At 41.9% G+C, this 16,440-nt stretch carries 9 protein-coding genes; 1 reads left to right on the top strand and 8 read right to left on the bottom strand.

Features of this window, described 5'->3' with window-relative positions; translation table 11 throughout:
• Positions 1 to 4: 4 nt before the first annotated feature.
• The 4 genes from BLS33_RS18220 to BLS33_RS18205 all read right to left on the bottom strand — a co-directional run bounded on the left by BLS33_RS18220 (position 5) and on the right by BLS33_RS18205 (position 7,913).
• Positions 5 to 1,123 carry a hypothetical protein gene (locus BLS33_RS18220; RefSeq protein WP_089892964.1) on the bottom strand — a complete coding sequence of 373 codons (1,119 nt, stop codon included), beginning with the start codon at positions 1,121 to 1,123 and terminating at the stop codon, positions 5 to 7.
• The gene (locus tag BLS33_RS18215) at positions 1,120 to 2,940 is read right to left on the bottom strand and encodes an FAD-dependent oxidoreductase (protein WP_245731539.1); all 1,821 of its coding nucleotides are present in this window, start codon (positions 2,938 to 2,940) and stop codon (positions 1,120 to 1,122) included. Before BLS33_RS18215 ends, BLS33_RS18220 begins: the two co-directional genes overlap by 4 nt.
• A 118-nt stretch (positions 2,941 to 3,058) precedes the next feature.
• On the bottom strand, positions 3,059 to 4,858 hold the full coding sequence (locus tag BLS33_RS18210) for a RagB/SusD family nutrient uptake outer membrane protein (RefSeq protein ID WP_089892960.1): 1,800 nt from the start codon (positions 4,856 to 4,858) through the stop codon (positions 3,059 to 3,061).
• A gap of 19 nt (positions 4,859 to 4,877) precedes the next feature.
• Positions 4,878 to 7,913: a SusC/RagA family TonB-linked outer membrane protein gene (locus BLS33_RS18205; RefSeq protein WP_089892957.1), complete on the bottom strand. Its 3,036-nt coding sequence runs from the start codon at positions 7,911 to 7,913 to the stop codon at positions 4,878 to 4,880.
• A 403-nt stretch (positions 7,914 to 8,316) separates the two neighbouring features.
• On the opposite strand from BLS33_RS18205, the gene BLS33_RS18200 reads away from it, so the two are divergent.
• Positions 8,317 to 9,342 carry a LacI family DNA-binding transcriptional regulator gene (locus BLS33_RS18200; protein WP_089892954.1) on the top strand — a complete coding sequence of 342 codons (1,026 nt, stop codon included), beginning with the start codon at positions 8,317 to 8,319 and terminating at the stop codon, positions 9,340 to 9,342.
• A 133-nt stretch (positions 9,343 to 9,475) separates the two neighbouring features.
• Here the strand turns inward: BLS33_RS18200 and BLS33_RS18195 are convergent, their stop codons facing one another.
• The 4 genes from BLS33_RS18195 to BLS33_RS18180 are packed head-to-tail and all read right to left on the bottom strand — an operon-like array spanning position 9,476 to position 16,369.
• On the bottom strand, positions 9,476 to 10,957 hold the full coding sequence (locus BLS33_RS18195) for a sulfatase family protein (protein WP_089892951.1): 1,482 nt from the start codon (positions 10,955 to 10,957) through the stop codon (positions 9,476 to 9,478).
• Between the two features lie 37 nt (positions 10,958 to 10,994).
• Entirely contained in the window at positions 10,995 to 12,641 is a 1,647-nt protein-coding gene (locus BLS33_RS18190) for a sulfatase (RefSeq protein WP_089892949.1), read from the bottom strand.
• Positions 12,642 to 12,680: 39 nt separating this feature from the next.
• Positions 12,681 to 14,246, bottom strand: coding sequence for a sugar porter family MFS transporter (locus tag BLS33_RS18185; RefSeq protein WP_089892946.1), 1,566 nt, complete (start codon positions 14,244 to 14,246; stop codon positions 12,681 to 12,683).
• A 38-nt stretch (positions 14,247 to 14,284) separates the two neighbouring features.
• Complete coding sequence (locus BLS33_RS18180) at positions 14,285 to 16,369, bottom strand: glycoside hydrolase family 127 protein (protein WP_317039871.1); 2,085 nt, start codon at positions 16,367 to 16,369, stop codon at positions 14,285 to 14,287.
• Positions 16,370 to 16,440: the final 71 nt, after the last annotated feature.

Genomic DNA, 16,440 nt, shown 5'->3' with positions numbered 1-16,440 from the left:
TAACCTATAATTCGTATTCCTCTAAAAATTGATTTACTATATAGCCGTAGGTCTGTTTTTCATCATTGGCAAAAACAACCAGGTTCTTTCTAATAGGTTCTACCAATCCATTCTCCCCTATTTGTTCCAGAAAAATTTTCAGCTGGTTTTTTGTCATTACTCCGAGATGGGTAGAGATACGCTCCAAAGTCTCCGTCGAAGCGGAATTCAAATGTTCCAATAAAAGACTGCGTGTATTGATATCAACATCAGCAAACGCATTCCAAAACAGGTTTTGCAATTTCGGGGTTTTCCAAAATTTTTCGGGCAAGTTCTTACAAATAAAACCACGGACCATGGGAATACCCGTCTCAAATATATTGGCGATTCTAGCATAATGCTCTTTATAGTTTGCTTCATCGAATCTTCCAAGCGCGAACATTTGATAATTGCTATTAGCGCTATGCAACATCTGAAAGACCGTTTCATCGGTAACTTGACTCGAAGTATATTCCCTGAGTTTGGCATTTAATTGGCCGTGTACCAAATGCCAGGCAACATAACAGGAATATAACGCTCCGGAAACAACCGTTTCCTTAACCTCTTTGATCGTAGCCCCAGAAAGCGCATCAGGTCCATTACCTTCCGAAGGTTTTGGTTTTTCTATCAACTCATCTATTTTCCTCTGTTTCAGAATGGAGTTGGCATCGGTAAGTAATAGATGCAACTTTAGATAATCGGCCATTGAAAATTCATCATGGTCATTTTTGGTCAAGGGCAGCTTTGAATCACGGTCAAAACCAGCATAGTCACCCAAAAGAGTCCAATATAAACGGATGTTCATCAACTTGCAATCGCCGTCGGCGCATACGGGTGTTTCAATATCAGAGACATATAATATGGGTCGTTCGCGCTGGTCGACTAAAAGCCCGATGTTCTGTTTGCCTATGGAATCTACTTCTATAAACATTGAAGTTTCCTTTTTTACAAGCTTAGTTCCGTATTCCCATGGCATATTAAAAAATTCCGGCTGTCGGTCTAGACCATTTTCTTGCAGCACTGCTCCGCCAATATCGGTCAATGCAAACTGCGCATTTCCGTACCATAGCACGAACAGAAATAAGTTCAACAACCTATACCTCATTTTTTCGATTCTGGTATTTTCCTATATTTCTGAGATTCTATAAGTTCTAAATATTCTGGCAAATACCCTGTATAAATGTCTCTGGGATCAACATCGTACTTTTCACATAGTGAAGCCGCAAAACCTACTGCAGCCCCCATTTGACCCGTAGTGCGCATTACACGGGGCCCTCCAAGACCGATATGTGAGCAACTAAAATTACGTCCGGCCATAAAAAGATTACTGATATTTTTCGAATATAGGCTTCGATACGGAATGTAATACTGAATACCTTTATAGAATAAGGCCTCGGATATAAAATCAGGATTGTTCTCATCTTCCAAAACTGTTTGATAATGCACATCAATGGCTCTCTTCTCAACTACTACGGCATCTGGAAACTTAATTTCATTAACCGCATCCTTAAAGGTAAATATATGATCACCGACCAACCTTCTTGATTCCCGTTTGCCCACCAAATACGAAACCCATTCCAATTTACGCTTTGCATTTTCAGGTTCTTTTTTTGCATTACTAAACGACCCGTAGATTGCCCGCAACATGTGATCCCGTATTTCTTCGGCATCTTCTATTTGGTTCAAATCGTTACGACTAAACTCCCACTGCCATTCTCCTTTCACTTCTTTATAGCTCTTTGCCACGGGCATCGCCCAAGGCACTTCAGAAAAATCTTGATCAGTCTCCATTTCTTTTGATCCCCACAATACCGAAGACCCCATTACGGCATTATCTGCTTCCTTCGGGCTCCATAGTTCCCCGTGTTTCTCCCAGGCTTCGTCATAGGTGTCCACACTCTCACGCCCGTATGAGAATTCTGCACCGGCCCAGAAACCGATCCACCCATCACCTGTCGAATCTACAAAGCGAGGTGCGGTAAAACGAATACGCTTCCCATCTGAAGTATGTCTAGCATCTACATATTGTATCGTATTATTTTCCGCTTTGGCATCATAGGCCCTCCAATTCAAGAATAAATCAATATTCTCGTAGCTCTTAACGTTCTTGTCTCTTTTTTCTTGATCGATTTCCGCTTCAACATGCCCATTCGGGTAATGCTCCGTATCGAGCATCCTTAGTATCCGCTCAAAGTTTCCATAGATACCCTCCGTATGCACCCTGATTTCACTACTGGCATTACCGCCCAGCAACGGGCGGTCATGTACAAGGGCGATTTTCAGACCCTGTTCGGCACTGGCAATGGCCGCGGCACAACCGGCTATACCTCCCCCGACAATCACTAAGTCGTAGTTTTTGATTTCTTCCGGGGCATTGGACTCTGCCGTAACCGTTTTTCGCCATTCTGCCAACTTCTTCGCTGATGACGGAGGTTCTTTATCAGAAGTGGAAAAATAAATGGCATCGCACCGACCATTAAAACCTGTCAGATCGACAAGTTCAATATGTGCACTTTTATTTTTTCCGATTTTGGTTTCTCCCACATATTCCCAGCCCCAGCCCGAACGCAGACCCAAGGCTTTCTCTAACATCGTATCGTCTACCTTTAGGTTGAACCGACCAGGTGCATCCCATTCACCTGGAGCCCAATTCATGGTACGAACCCAAATATGGTACTGTCCAGATTTTTCAAAACTTACTTGGGTGGTCGCGTTTTGCACGGTTTCTCCCATACCATGGGCCATGAGGTAGGGGGATCCCATCTGTTCAACGAACTGCGGATCCACGACCCAACCTCCTGGATTATCGAAACTTTCAGCTTCCAATAAAATATCTTGGGCCCCTACAATATTTACAAGGAAAAATGTAAAAATGGATATTACGATTCTATTCATCACGGTCATGACTTTATCTCTTTTCATTCTCAAAAAATACGAATTAGGTTACAATCTTTAGTGCTCAAAATTTGAATGTTATTTTTTATAGAATAGGAGGCGGTTGCCCACCCCCTATATCAACAACTAACTCAAACAACACTCTTTAATAACCTGAATTTTGTGTTACGACACCATCGGTCGCATCAATTTCGGCTTGTGGTATAGGCCATAAGTAATCTCGATTGGCATTAAAAACCCGAACTTCAAGTTCCCTAAAATCTAAATTGCCCAATTCTACCCTTGGTTGGGACGGCGCACCAGAATAATCAATGAAACCATCTTGGTCAATGGCGGGTACAAAACCCATCTCACCACCAATCTTACTGAATCCATTTGCGGGCCCGCCCAATAAAGTGGTATTCATCACTTTTTCGGCGATACCCCATCTTCTGATATCAAACAATCTCAAACCTTCATCAGCCAGTTCAACTTTTCGTTCCCTTCTTATAATTGTTCTTAATTCGGCCTGATCGGTCGTCGTTACTTCGGGATATGAAATTCCACTTCCATTATAGGCTCGCTCACGCACTTGATTGATGGCATCCAACACGCTGGCATCGATTGTTCCTGCCTCTATTTTAGCTTCTGCATAATTCAAGAGTACCTCTGCAAAACGTATTAAGTATATGGGTTGTTCAGATTCTAAAGGACTACCTTCTCCCATTAAAAACGGTTCATCGGAGAATTTTTTCCAAAAATAACCCGTGAAGGAAGTAAATCGGTTCGACCCTCCGGTCACATATTGGGCGCCATCAACAGGGTCTACGATTTCCCTACCGGCCGGATTGGCCGCATTCACGTTGAAAACCCGCTCAACATTAACTCCGTTCTCGACCCTCCATGTGGCAATACTATCACTATGTTGCTGAATAACATGACCTGTCCACACCTCTCCAGGAATTACAATAGATGCTTTTAACCTTGGATCTCTATTTTCAAAAGGGTTCGCAGGATCATAAGCAGGGTCCTCGTCGATAGGAAGGCCATTGATAGTTTCATAACTATCTACCGTTTGTTGGGCCGGTACATACTGACACCACCCACCAAAACGGGTTCCTTGTCTTTGCGATAACCCGTGGGTTTGGGTACCATTCGTATAAGACATATCTAAAAGTACTTCTGACGAACCCACACCAGCATCGGTGAACAAGGCTTCATAATCAGGAAATAAGCTCGGTGCTTGGTCAGCGTTCATTACCTTTAATGCTGCACTTTCCGCTATAGCATAGTCACTATTATATAAAGCAATTCGAGCAATCAGGGCGTTTGCGGCATTCGCCGATGCCCTACCTCTTCCGCTACTGGGTTGAACCGCAGGCAACAAATCGGCCGCTTCTTCTAAGTCGCTTACAAGGCTTGCTACGATTTCAGCCTTGGGCGTTTTGGCTATCCCCAAGTCTTCTAAAGTGGTCGTTACCTCGGTGTGAAAAGGTACATCTCCGAAAAGTTCTATCAAATAGCTGTAGAAAAAAGCCCTTAGGAATAAAGCTTCGCCACGAATCTGATTGAAACGTTGGGAATCTGCGACAGCTTCGGCCTTTCCCATATTCGTCAAAAGGTTATTTGTACGTTGCACACCTGTATAAAATCTAGACCAAAAGCCATTGTTAAGATTTCCAGTAGAGGTCAACCCCCCGGTGGTAGCATCGACCGTACCAGCAACGTTGCCCCTATTGAAGGCATAGTCGGTGGCATGGTCTAAAATTTGCGGAAAAGGCACCGAACTTACATAGTTTAAACTCTGATAGGCTCCGGCCAATGCGACCTCTAATTGAGCCTCGGTTTGAAAAAAGGTAGCATCTGTAGGGCTTCCGGGGTCCTCCAAATTCAAGACGGTATCTTCGCAGGCCGTCATCAGCATAAGACCCATACCCAATGCAATTATATATTTTATAGTTTTCATGTTGAACAAGTTTTACGAATTAAAAGGTTATGCTTAGGCCCAAGGAATATACTTTGGTAACTGGATAAAATGCTCCTGCGGAAAAATTAGGAATCAACGGATCGATACCGTCGGGCATATCGTCCCAAGTCACTAAATTCTGCCCAGATAAATAGACACGGGAATTGGCGATTCCTATTTTCTCAACAAAATCTTTTGGTAGATTATACCCCAAGGTCACATTTCTCAATCTCACATACGAAGTATCGAACATCCATGTTTCGCTAGTACGCCAGTTCGGGTGTGAACTACCCGGTGTTAGACGAGGGTATTGGGCACCGGTATTCTGTGGAGTCCAATAATCGGCCTGCCATTCTTGAATTTTACCTGCATTGAAAAAAGCGTAACCTGCATCTCCTTGCAATACAACATCCCTGCCTTCCGATCCCAGTACCGAGACGGAAAGATCTAAACCCTTGTATTCAGCAAAAACATCAAAGCCCCAGTTCTTGGTGGCCAAATTACTACCGATTATAGTACGGTCATCGTTGTTGATTTCACCGTTGTCATTAAAGTCTTCATATTTAATATCTCCGGCCTGAACCGCCCCGAATTGGGGAACGGGTAAACCGGCAATTAAAGATCCGTCATCGTTAAAGTCACTTTCTTGATATAACCCTTCTACCTTCAGTCCGTAGATAGCACCTATTTCTTCGCCTACACGGTTTATGGTATTTCCGGGAGGAAGTTCATCCAATCCTCCCAAATCTGTAATTTCGTTAACAAAATCGGAATAGTTTGCATTAAAACCATACCTAAAGTTCTCACCGATCATATCTTGCCAGCCCAATGAGATATCGTAACCGGTGTTCTCTACCTGACCTGCATTTTGTACGGGAGCATCGAAACCGATAGAAGTTGGAATGGTGACCCCCAAAAGAATATCTTTTGTTTTTCTGACATAATATTCAGCCGTCAATGACATTTTACCATGAAAAAAACCTGCATCCATGGCTATATTCGAGGTTTCACCGGTTTCCCATCTTAAATTCGGATTGGACAAAACAGATTGAGCCCCACCAACGATGGGTACGCCCCCAATAGTCGGGTTGGCATTACCTAGACCAAAAAGGGAAGTATAGGCAAAATTGACTGGATTTCCACTATTGTCGAAAATGAACTGATTGCCCAATTGCCCCCAGGAAGCCCTAAATTTAAGATTGGAAACAAAAGCATCTTCGGGAAACCAACCCTCTTCGGAAACACGCCACCCCAAAGAAAAGGAAGGAAAGGTTGCCGATCGGAAACCCGGGGCAAAACGTGAAGATGCATCGCGACGAACGTTGGCTTCCAATAAGTATTTATTTTTATAGGAATAATTGACTCTTCCAAAAACAGATTCCAAGCCGTTTAAAGTAGAACTTCCTGAATTGAGTTGCGTATCGGCATCGCCATTATCGAGTCCCCTAAATTCCTCTAACACAAAACCTCTTCGTTCTGCTGACCAGATTTCGGAATTGAATTTTAAGAATTCGTAACCGACCAAAGCTGAAACGGAATGGTCATCAAACGATTTGTTATAATTTATTATAGCGTTAAAGTTGTCTTGAAAAGAGGTATACGTTTGCTTAAACAATTTATTGAACCTTCCCGCAGGAACTTGGGGTGAAGCAGATGAATTCTCTTTATACTGCCAAGTGGCATCAAAATTGTCCCTATCACGATCGACATATTGCGGCGCATAAGTTACAGCTATAGACAAATCTTTAAAAGGTCTATAGGTTGCTTTGAGCAATCCTCTAAAATAATTTGTGGTTTCATCATATAAACTACCTGAATTCACGAGAGCCACAGGGTTACCCCCACTAAAACCGGCGCCCCATGAACCGTCATCGTTATATGCATTGAATAACGGTTGAAGTCTATAGGCCGCTCTTGTGATATCATTTAAACCTCCTGGAGCCAATTGTTTTTCCCGTCTAAAATTCAGGTCAAAGGCCAAGTCTATTTTTTCTCCCAATTTCAAATCTGCATTGAAACGCCCACTATACCTCTTGAAGCTAAAGTTCGGAATATTTCCATCTTGATCCATATACGAAATGGAAGTAGAAATTTTTGCTTTTTCAGAACCTCCTCGTACAGCCAAGTTGTGATACTGCTGAATACCTGCTTGAGAGAACAACAAGTCTACCCAATCCGTATCAGGTCTTACTTCTGTGCCAACGTTAACTCCTGATTTATAAGCATCGATAGTGGCTTGATCGAAAGCGCCCGGTTCTGCTGAGTTAAAAGCTTCCATAAAGCCTACGGCGTCAAGAAACTTTAAATTCTGGGAGATACTCTGAATTCCTGTATAGGTGCTATATGTCGTTGAGAGTTTACCCTCTTTTCCTCTTTTGGTCGTAATCAATATTACACCGTTCGATGCTCGAGATCCATAAATTGCCGCCGCAGAGGCATCTTTTAGTACCGATATGGATTCAATATCGCTCGGATCGACACCATTAATATCATCTGGTATTCCATCAACCAATATTAGCGGATTATTTTTGTTGCCATTTCCCAAGGTCCCTATACCACGAATGCGTATGGTCGCCCCGTCACTACCAGGCTGTCCACTACTCTGTGTTGCCGTGAGCCCGGGAACAAGGCCTGCAAGGGCTTGGGATGTCTGTGCGACTGGTTGCCTTGTGATTTCCTCTGCCTTAACCGTTTCAACCGATCCAGTAAGGTTTACGGCTTTTTGAACGCCGTAGCCCACGACAACAACCTCATCAAGTTGGGCCGCATCTTCCAATAGCGTTAAATCAATCGTGGTTTGGGTACCGACCGCAACGGTCTGGGAAACCATACCTACATACGAAAATTGCAGGGCAGCTCCCTGCGTTACGGTAATCGAAAAATTTCCGTCAAAATCGGTCTGTGTACCGTTCGTTGTTCCTACTTCGATAACGTTTACCCCTGGCAGCGGCACGTTTTCCGAATCAGTTACCGTTCCGGTAACCGTCTTTTCCTGTGACCATAGCATCGCGCTAAAGCCTAGAAAAATCATCAATAGTAAATGCTTATTTTTCATAGATTATCAATTGGTTATGAGTTGGTTATTTTTTAGTTAATCGCTGAAAAATACGTTCATTATGCAATGAGCAATTAAAATGAAATGTAAAATTTTACGGAAACGCTTTCGGAAACGTTTTAAATTTTCGGAAACGTTTCCGAAAAAGAAATTATTAATAATTACCAACTAGAATTATCAATTTCACAAAACGTATCTATTTAATAGGTTCCAACAATATCATAGCCTCCAACACATTTTCTACATTGTTATAAAATAGTTTTAATAAAAATCCGCCTGACTGATAAACTAGATCCTATCTGATATTGAACGAGATTTCATTATCTTCAAAAAATAACTTTCAATGTTTTCGGAAATTGAATACACTATCATCAAAAATCATTACGGCATCAAAACTTACTAAATGAAACATGTAACCATAAAAGATGTAGCCAAGCGATTGAATGTTTCGATATCATCGATTTCTCGAGCCTTCAATGATAAGTACGACATTAAGAAAGAAACGAAGGAACTTATATTGAAGACTGCCGAGGAAATGGGCTATCACCCTAACCCTATTGCTCAAAAATTAAGTCAAAACAAAACTTTCAATATTGGTGTGGTCGTACCGGAGTTTATCAATGAATATTATTCTGAAATAATTATCGGTATACAAGAAGTTTTTATGGCCCATAAATTTCAGGTACTCATCATGCAATCCGATGAGAATACGGATCAAGAGCTAAGAAATGTCAAAACATTGATAAACAGCATGGTCGATGGATTAATTATAGCACCTACATTGAAAAGTAATAATATGGATTTCTATTTGAAACAGTATCAAAATGGATATCCTATCGTGTTCATGAGTCGTGTAGAAAAGAACTTGCCTGCATCAAAGGTGCTTTTGGATAACGAGAAATGGGGATTCTTCGCAACCGAACACCTTATCAGACAGGGCTATAAAAAAATATATCATCTCTCAGGACCCAAATTTTTGTGTGTTTCAACGGAAAGAACCAAAGGATTTAAAAAGGCCATGGCGAAGCATAAAATTTCGAAGGACAACTTTAAAATAATTGAGGCCGGTTTGTTCGCAAAAAACGGTATGGAAGTCATAGAAGACCTTATTTACAATCGGGATATGCCCGACGCTATTTTCTGTTTTAATGACCAAGTAGCCATGGGTGTTATTAAAAAACTGAAAAGCAATGGTCTAAGAGTCCCCGAAGATGTTGCTATAATGGGGCACACCGAGACACGCATGGCCGAATTGATTACACCACAGTTGAGCAGTATATTTCAGCCCACCTATGAAATGGGAAAAAAGACAGCGGAGCTACTCTTAAAGCTTATCAATGAGGGAAGCGACCAACCGGAAACCGTATTATTGAACGGAGTGCTTAATGTCAGGGAGTCTTCGATTAGGGATAAATCGGTGGAATTCTAGAAAACACCCCAGCTTTCAAAAAAGTAATAGGGCCTCATATTAAATAAAAGACCCTACTACACTCAATTAACAAAAATTCGATTTTTTTCATTCATTTCCCAGACAAGCTTTTACCGTAAAGGGACATCAGAAACTATTTCTCGTACGGACTGCGAACTAATTTGTCGATTTCAAAAGTTTCGTCGTACTGCGGCATGCGGCCGTCGTTCCATAATTCTTGATCCTTAACGGAGTAGTACCATAAGGGGCGAACAAAGCTCTTTGTCCATTCCTCGGTTTCTGCAACCATTTGTTTAAGACGTTCAGGATACCTGCCGCCTAAATTTTTCTTTTCGCCCAAATCGTTCGTAATATTAAAGAGTCCCCAAGGTTCATTCCCCATTCGGGTTATTTTCCAATCGCCTTTGCGCCCACCAACATCGCAATATCCTTCGCGATAGCGCAACGCATAGATCATTTCGTTCTTGTAAGGTTCCGAACCGGTCAATACATCATCCAAGATATTTTTTCCATCCAATTTTTTACTTTTTGGCACAGTACCTCTAGCAATTTGAACGAAAGTGGGATATAGATCCAAAGATGATACAGGAAAATCGAATCGTTCTCCTTGTATAATTTTCTTAGGCCAATGGAAGAACATCGGTGAGCGATAGCCCCCTTCCCAAGTATCTCCTTTGGTTCCTTTCAGCGGATAATTATTGGCGCCATGATCGGTATTGCCCCCATTATCACTTAAGAAAACGATTAGCGTATTATCAAACTGTTTGGTTTCCTTTAGTGTTTCTACAATCTTTCCGATACCCCGATCAACGGCATAGACCATAGCCGCATAGGTTCTTCTATCATTATCTTTGATCTCGGCAAACTTTTGAAGGTCTTCGTCTTTTGCCTGTAAGGGAACATGAGGCGCATTATAAGCTAAATAAATAAAGAAGGGGCTGTTTTTTTTCGAAGCGGTTTTGATGTTCCGAATCGCCTCTCTAGAAAAAGCGTCCGTTAAATATTCGGTTTCTTGTACCGGTTTTCCATTATGCTCCAAAGGATGCAAATAATCACGAATATTTTCATTCCCTGCCTTTAGCTGTTGCTCATATTCCTCCTGATATTTTTCCGGAAAATAGTCATGTCCTCCTCCGAGAAATCCGTAAAAATCATCGAATCCTCTTTTGTTTGGATGATATTTAGGTGCTGCTCCAAGATGCCACTTACCAATGGCACTTGTATAATACCCCGCTTCTTGCAACAACTTCGACATAAAGATTTCCTCAACGGGAACTCCCATATTATCATTATCATCTTCACTACTATTATGGAATAGATTATAAGCCGTGCCCGTAAGATGTGGATACCTCCCTGTCAGCAAAGCGGAACGGCTTGGCCCGCAGAAGGGATGGGCTACGTAGGCGGATGTGAAAATTGTTCCGTTTTGTGCCAATTTATCCATCGCGGGAGTAACAATATCGGTAGATCCGTTAAAGCCAACATCGGAATAACCTAAGTCGTCGCATAAAACAAATAAAATGTTGGGCCGCTCTTGCTGGGCATTGCCCGATTGGAAAATGAACAGTACACCCGCAAAAAAAAGCAATTTGATTTTATTGAATGGATTTTTCATAATTCATGTTTTAAAATGGAATTAAAATGGATACTATCTATTCTGATACTGTTGCCAGATTGCCCTTCCATCCTTTATTAAATTGTTCTAAGAGTTGTTTGACAATCTCTGGATTCGCCTTTGCAATATTCACCGTCTCCGTCGGGTCGTTTTGATGGTCATACAATTCGAAAAAGACAGGTTCTACTTGGGGTTTTGTATAATCTTTCCATACGATAAATCGATAGGTGTCGGTTCGCATGGCATAACCCATTAGACGGTTTTCGAACAGATCTCGATTCCATTTGTCTCCTTGTTGCGTCTTGATACGCCCTTCCACTTCTTCAATTAAAGGGCCGAACGACGTTTCTCGCATACCTTTAGACAGTGGGTTGGCCGCCCATTCGCGCAACGCCGGCGTTGGAAATTGGCTAAAAACAGCCTTTTTCCAACCTTGGTCTGGGTCAGAAAGTAAAGGGGCGAAACTTTGTCCTTCAAGATGTACCGGCAATGGAATATTCGCCAAATCACATAGCGTCGGATACATATCAACCAACTCTACCAGGGCATCGGTAGTTTTTCCGCGATTTTCCTTAGCCATATCGGGTGTCCAAATAATCAGCGGAACCCGAGTCGCAATTTCGTAATTGGTGGCCTTCCCCCAAATTCCCATATCGCCGAGATGCCAACCGTGATCGCTCCAAAGTATAATAATGGTATTATCGCGAACTCCGGCTTCGTCTAGAGCTGAAAGCATACGCCCAATTTGGGCATCTACATAACTTACACATGCGAGATAAGCATGTTTCAAATTGCGTGCGAGTTCTTTATCGATTGCTCCTTTTTTTGGAATGTTTGCCCTTGCCCGTAATTCAAAGGAAGCATGCAGGCCCATCGTAGCACCATCTTTCGGTGCTTCTTCCTGTGTCGCCAGCTGTATTTTCTCTTCATCGTACAAGTCCCAATACTTTTTGGGAGCTATCCAATCTAAGTGCGGTTTTTTCATTCCTAGCCCTAGAAAGAATGGTTTCTCCGGATTTTTTTCCAGCATATCTTTCATGGTAGCAATCGCCAAATCGGTATTATGTCCGTCTTCGTATTCATTATCCGGAAAATCGGCAAACTCATAGGCGGGTCCTTTTCCCAACCCATTTCTCAATGCATTTTCTCCATACTTTGCCACCATGGCGGCAGCATTCTCCTCTTGCATTCTCTGGTTTTCTGGAAGCTTAAATCCAAATTGAACTTTTGGATTATCGGTCTCGACCGGATTTCTGCTCCAGGAAAGTTCACCATCACCAAACTTACGGTTATGGTATATTTTACCAGTGTACACCGTTTCGTAGCCATTTGCCCAAAAATGTTGAGGCAATGTTACAATGTCTGGATTTTGTTCTCGAAAATAAGTGTAATTCTCAATTACCTGAATAGACTCTGGTCTTGCCCCCGTCATTAAACTAGCTCGTGATGGACTGCAAATGGCTTGTTGGCAATAGGCATTATTAAACAGCAGACCATCACTCGCAAGCGCATCCATATTTGGCGTAATGGCAATATCAGAACCGTAGACACCCAATTCAGCACGAAGATCGTCAATGGCAAGAAAAAGGATGTTCGGCCTTTTCGCAACCATCATTTCTTCCTTTTTCTCTTGACAGGATAAGAGAAAAAACAAAGTAGAGAAAACGAGAACAAGATTTTTCATAGTTATTTCAAGTATTTAAAGAGTAGGGCTACCTCATTTTTATTTCGACGCCAACGCCAATTGCACCTCTTCAATGGTCATGTTTTTAGTTTCTTTCAAATAGATGAAGAGTATCACCAAACCGATAGCCACTGCGACTGCATAAAACATCAAGGTGGCACTGATACCCATGGTTGCCAATTGCCAAGGAAAGAATGTCTGTACCAACGAACTGGTTACACTTGTTACCAGCGTAAAAAAGGGAATAGCAATACCCCGAATCGAAATAGTAAATATCTCAGAAAAGAGCACCCACATTACCGGGCCTACCGAAAATTGAAATGCTGCTATAAAACTCAATATTCCAATAAGAATCAACATTGCGTTAATATCTACTGCCTTTTGTAGTAATAGGCTAGAATAGGTTCTGGCATCATCTTCACCCAAAGTTTCGATAAGAGCTTTTTTAAATTCAATATCCGACCCATATTCTATTCCGACTAGCCCACTTAGCCGCCCGGAATCATCTATCTCGGTCATCTCGTGAATAGCATCTTTTGTAATCGTATAACTGGCGGTCTTAAATCCGTAAAAACAGATACCCAAACTTATAATTATCCACAGCATTCCACCAATAATCATAGGTCTACGACCAATCTTATCTACCAAGAGCAGGCCCAGAATGGTAAAAACAACACTTACGACCCCTATCCATATGGCTTGTGCAAAAGCGGCATCGGTTCCCATACCTAATTGTTCAAAAACTGTTGGCGCATAAAACAATATGGCGTTAATTCCTGTAGCCTGTTGGGCAATAGCTATGGTCATAGCTATTATCATAGTTACTCGCATGGGTTTACTGAAAATTTTCTTCAATTGTGCAATTGTAGAACGGTCTGAATCTGATTTTTCCAAACTTCGCTGCATTTCTACAATTTGCTCAGGTACCTCGGCTTCTGGAATCACTTTTCGTAGGGCATTTTTTGCCTCCTCTATTCTTCCTTTAAAGACCAACCATGCCGGACTTCTCGGAATAAAAAATAGGAATATGAACCATATTATCGCAAATAGCACTTCAGAACCAAGCATCCACCTCCAAGTATTTTCATCGATTCCCAAGGCCACTACCCATGCAGCTTGTGAACCGGCCAGGTTCAAAATAAGATAGTTGAGAAAATAGGCCGCCGATAAACCGACAACAATATTGATTTGAATCATTGAGACTAATTTCCCTCGCCACTTAGGAGGCGCAATTTCGCCAATATACATTGAAGCCATCGAGATGGAACTAAATGCCAATCCTCCTAAAAAACGGGCCGCAACCAATGTCCAATAGGAAGTTGCGAAGGCAGAGCCCAAAGCAGATATAACATAAAGTGCCGCTGATATTTGTAAAGCCTTTTTACGACCGTAGGCATTACAGGCGTAACCGACAAAAAGTAGAGCCAACAACACTCCATAGGCCGGAGCTCCCACGACTGTTCCCAATTCTAAGTCGGTCAGTGAAAACTCTTCGGAAATAAAATTTACCGTACCAGAAATCAAAGCGGCATCAATTCCAAAGACGAAACCGCCCATAGCAACGATAGTTGCATATGAAAATGCATTTTTTTTATATGAACTCATGGTACATTGCTTTTAGGTAGGTTTTGGTTAAATATCGTTTAGTTCCAAATTACGGGCAAGAAAACTGACATTTCCCCCTGTCCACGGTTACTCCATGTAAAATAAGGTACAAGCGATGTGGTGTAAGAAACCATTTTGGGTTTGCTCACTTCGTTGTACATACCATCTAACATATCTTTTCGAATCATTATATCGGTCTTGATAGTGGTAACACCACCCAAAACATCTTGGTGATATTCTGGTTTTAGATCATTGCTTCCGGATACATAAACATCGGTGATTTTAGTTCCTTTGGGAAGATCTGCAGATTCCATACAGTATACTACCGGTCCTCTCTTTATCGCTACCTGGTTTCTGATCTCCTCGATTCTCGGATGCCCTTCTATGAATTTTACTTCCATAGGCATATCCAAAGAAATTACATCTCCTGCAACCCAGTTACGTTCTATTTTCGCAAAGCTTCCGGGAGTTACAGCCTCAATGGCCTTACCATTCACGCTCAGCTTACTTCCTTTCGCCCAAGCCGGAATTCTTAAAAGCATCTCAAAAGGGTCCGATTTGCTTTCATCAATGGTTATTTTGACCGCGCCGTCCCAAGGATAATTACTTTGCTGAGTAAGCTTAATTCTAGTGCCATCTAGCAAAGTGGTCTCCAATTTATTACCTCCATATAAATTTACAGCGATACCATTTTGCGATTTGCTATACGCCCAACCCGGCGATTTTGCAATGGTGCGCACCAAGTTGGGGGGGCAACAAAAACATTCTAAATAAGGCTGACGTTCCGCAAATTCCACATTCATATTGTCGTAGTCCAGGGCCCCGTCTATCTTACGTAAGGGATTTGAGTAGTAATAATCTTTACCTTCAATACTAATACCCGAAAGCCCACTATTATGAAGCACCAATTCCATTATATCACCATGATTCGAATCACCGCTAAGGGTCAACATTCGGTAATTGAACATGGAATTACAGATGTTTGCGCAGGTCTCATTATAGGCCGTCATATTAGGCATCATATATTCATCGATAAACCCTTCCTCTATTTTATCTAAACGAGACGATCTGCCATAATGGGTTTGGCCAACGGCACCAGTGACATACATTTTTTTATCCGTTACATTTTCCCAGAGTCGATCAAGCGATTCGATCAATGCTTTTTCACCGGTTTCGGCATAGACATCGGCAGCCCCAGCATAGTAATATAAGGCCAGCACGGCATGACCCACAGCCTCGGTTTCTTCACGAAAAGGAACCCGCTCTTGCACCATATCACCAATAGGGTATCCAACAGTAGTATCATCGTCTTCAATTTTATAGGTGCCGCGCATGTTAATAAACTGCTCTGCTAATTCTAAATATTTCTTGTCTTGAGTGGTGCGATACAATTCTACCAAGCCCATAATCTGCGTCTGGTTAAACCCGAATCGTTTCAAATGATCTGGTTTGGGCGAAAACAACTTGTACAGATAATCGGCATGCTTGATGGCGATTTCAAGGAAATTGTTTTTACCGGTCACACGGTGATGAATACATGCACTGGTCATCAAGTGACCACTATTGTACAATTCATGATATTTTCTATTGGAAAACGGTTCGATATCATCGCGGATGATAATCGGCGTAGAGAGATAACCATCTGCTTGTTGAGCTTTGCCGATGACCTCAATAATTTCATCCATTTCCTCAACTATTTTCTCGTCTTTATTAACGGCATAGATGTACATACTAGCCTCCATCCATTTATAGAAATCACCATCGTGCCACCAAAAGCCTTTATGTTCGCCTTCTTTCAATCCGGCGGCAATTTTGAAGTTGTTGTACCCATGGCCCGTATCACCTTTCAACAATGTACCCATATAAGGAAGCATTACTTTCTCGGCAGTTCTCCATTTGTCGGCCCAAAAGCCTTCCGTCCATTGGCAATCTCCTATATCGATACTTTTCAGTTTCACATGTGGGCTGTTGGTATTGTTGATAATGCCCCGAGCGTTGTCTTTGATCATAACTATTTCGGTATTCTTGTTCTCTATTTTGACTTCTTCAACTGTACTTTTCGATTTATCGGTGCAACCCACAACTACTATGAAGCTGCTAAAAACAACTGCTAACTTTTTCATTTCCCTCTGCTTTCTAAGATGTATTATCGTAAACCTCTTTTTTAATTCAATGAGGACCATCACTTTGAAAA

Source organism: Kriegella aquimaris, assembly GCF_900103215.1.
In the GTDB taxonomy this organism is placed as follows: Bacteria; Bacteroidota; Bacteroidia; order Flavobacteriales; family Flavobacteriaceae; genus Kriegella; species Kriegella aquimaris.
Note: the sequence above shows the minus strand (reverse complement) of the source record. Positions and strands in the feature narration are given on the sequence as shown.

Excerpts from the sequence above, each read along its gene's own strand:
- BLS33_RS18220 (WP_089892964.1), bottom strand. The coding sequence starts at position 1,123 with ATGAGGTATAGGTTGTTGAACTTATTTCTGTTCGTGCTATGGTACGGA.
- BLS33_RS18215 (WP_245731539.1), bottom strand. The coding sequence starts at position 2,940 with ATGAAAAGAGATAAAGTCATGACCGTGATGAATAGAATCGTAATATCC.
- BLS33_RS18210 (WP_089892960.1), bottom strand. The coding sequence starts at position 4,858 with ATGAAAACTATAAAATATATAATTGCATTGGGTATGGGTCTTATGCTG.
- BLS33_RS18205 (WP_089892957.1), bottom strand. The coding sequence starts at position 7,913 with ATGAAAAATAAGCATTTACTATTGATGATTTTTCTAGGCTTTAGCGCG.
- BLS33_RS18200 (WP_089892954.1), top strand. The coding sequence starts at position 8,317 with ATGAAACATGTAACCATAAAAGATGTAGCCAAGCGATTGAATGTTTCG.
- BLS33_RS18195 (WP_089892951.1), bottom strand. The coding sequence starts at position 10,957 with ATGAAAAATCCATTCAATAAAATCAAATTGCTTTTTTTTGCGGGTGTA.
- BLS33_RS18190 (WP_089892949.1), bottom strand. The coding sequence starts at position 12,641 with ATGAAAAATCTTGTTCTCGTTTTCTCTACTTTGTTTTTTCTCTTATCC.
- BLS33_RS18185 (WP_089892946.1), bottom strand. The coding sequence starts at position 14,246 with ATGAGTTCATATAAAAAAAATGCATTTTCATATGCAACTATCGTTGCT.
- BLS33_RS18180 (WP_317039871.1), bottom strand. The coding sequence starts at position 16,369 with ATGAAAAAGTTAGCAGTTGTTTTTAGCAGCTTCATAGTAGTTGTGGGT.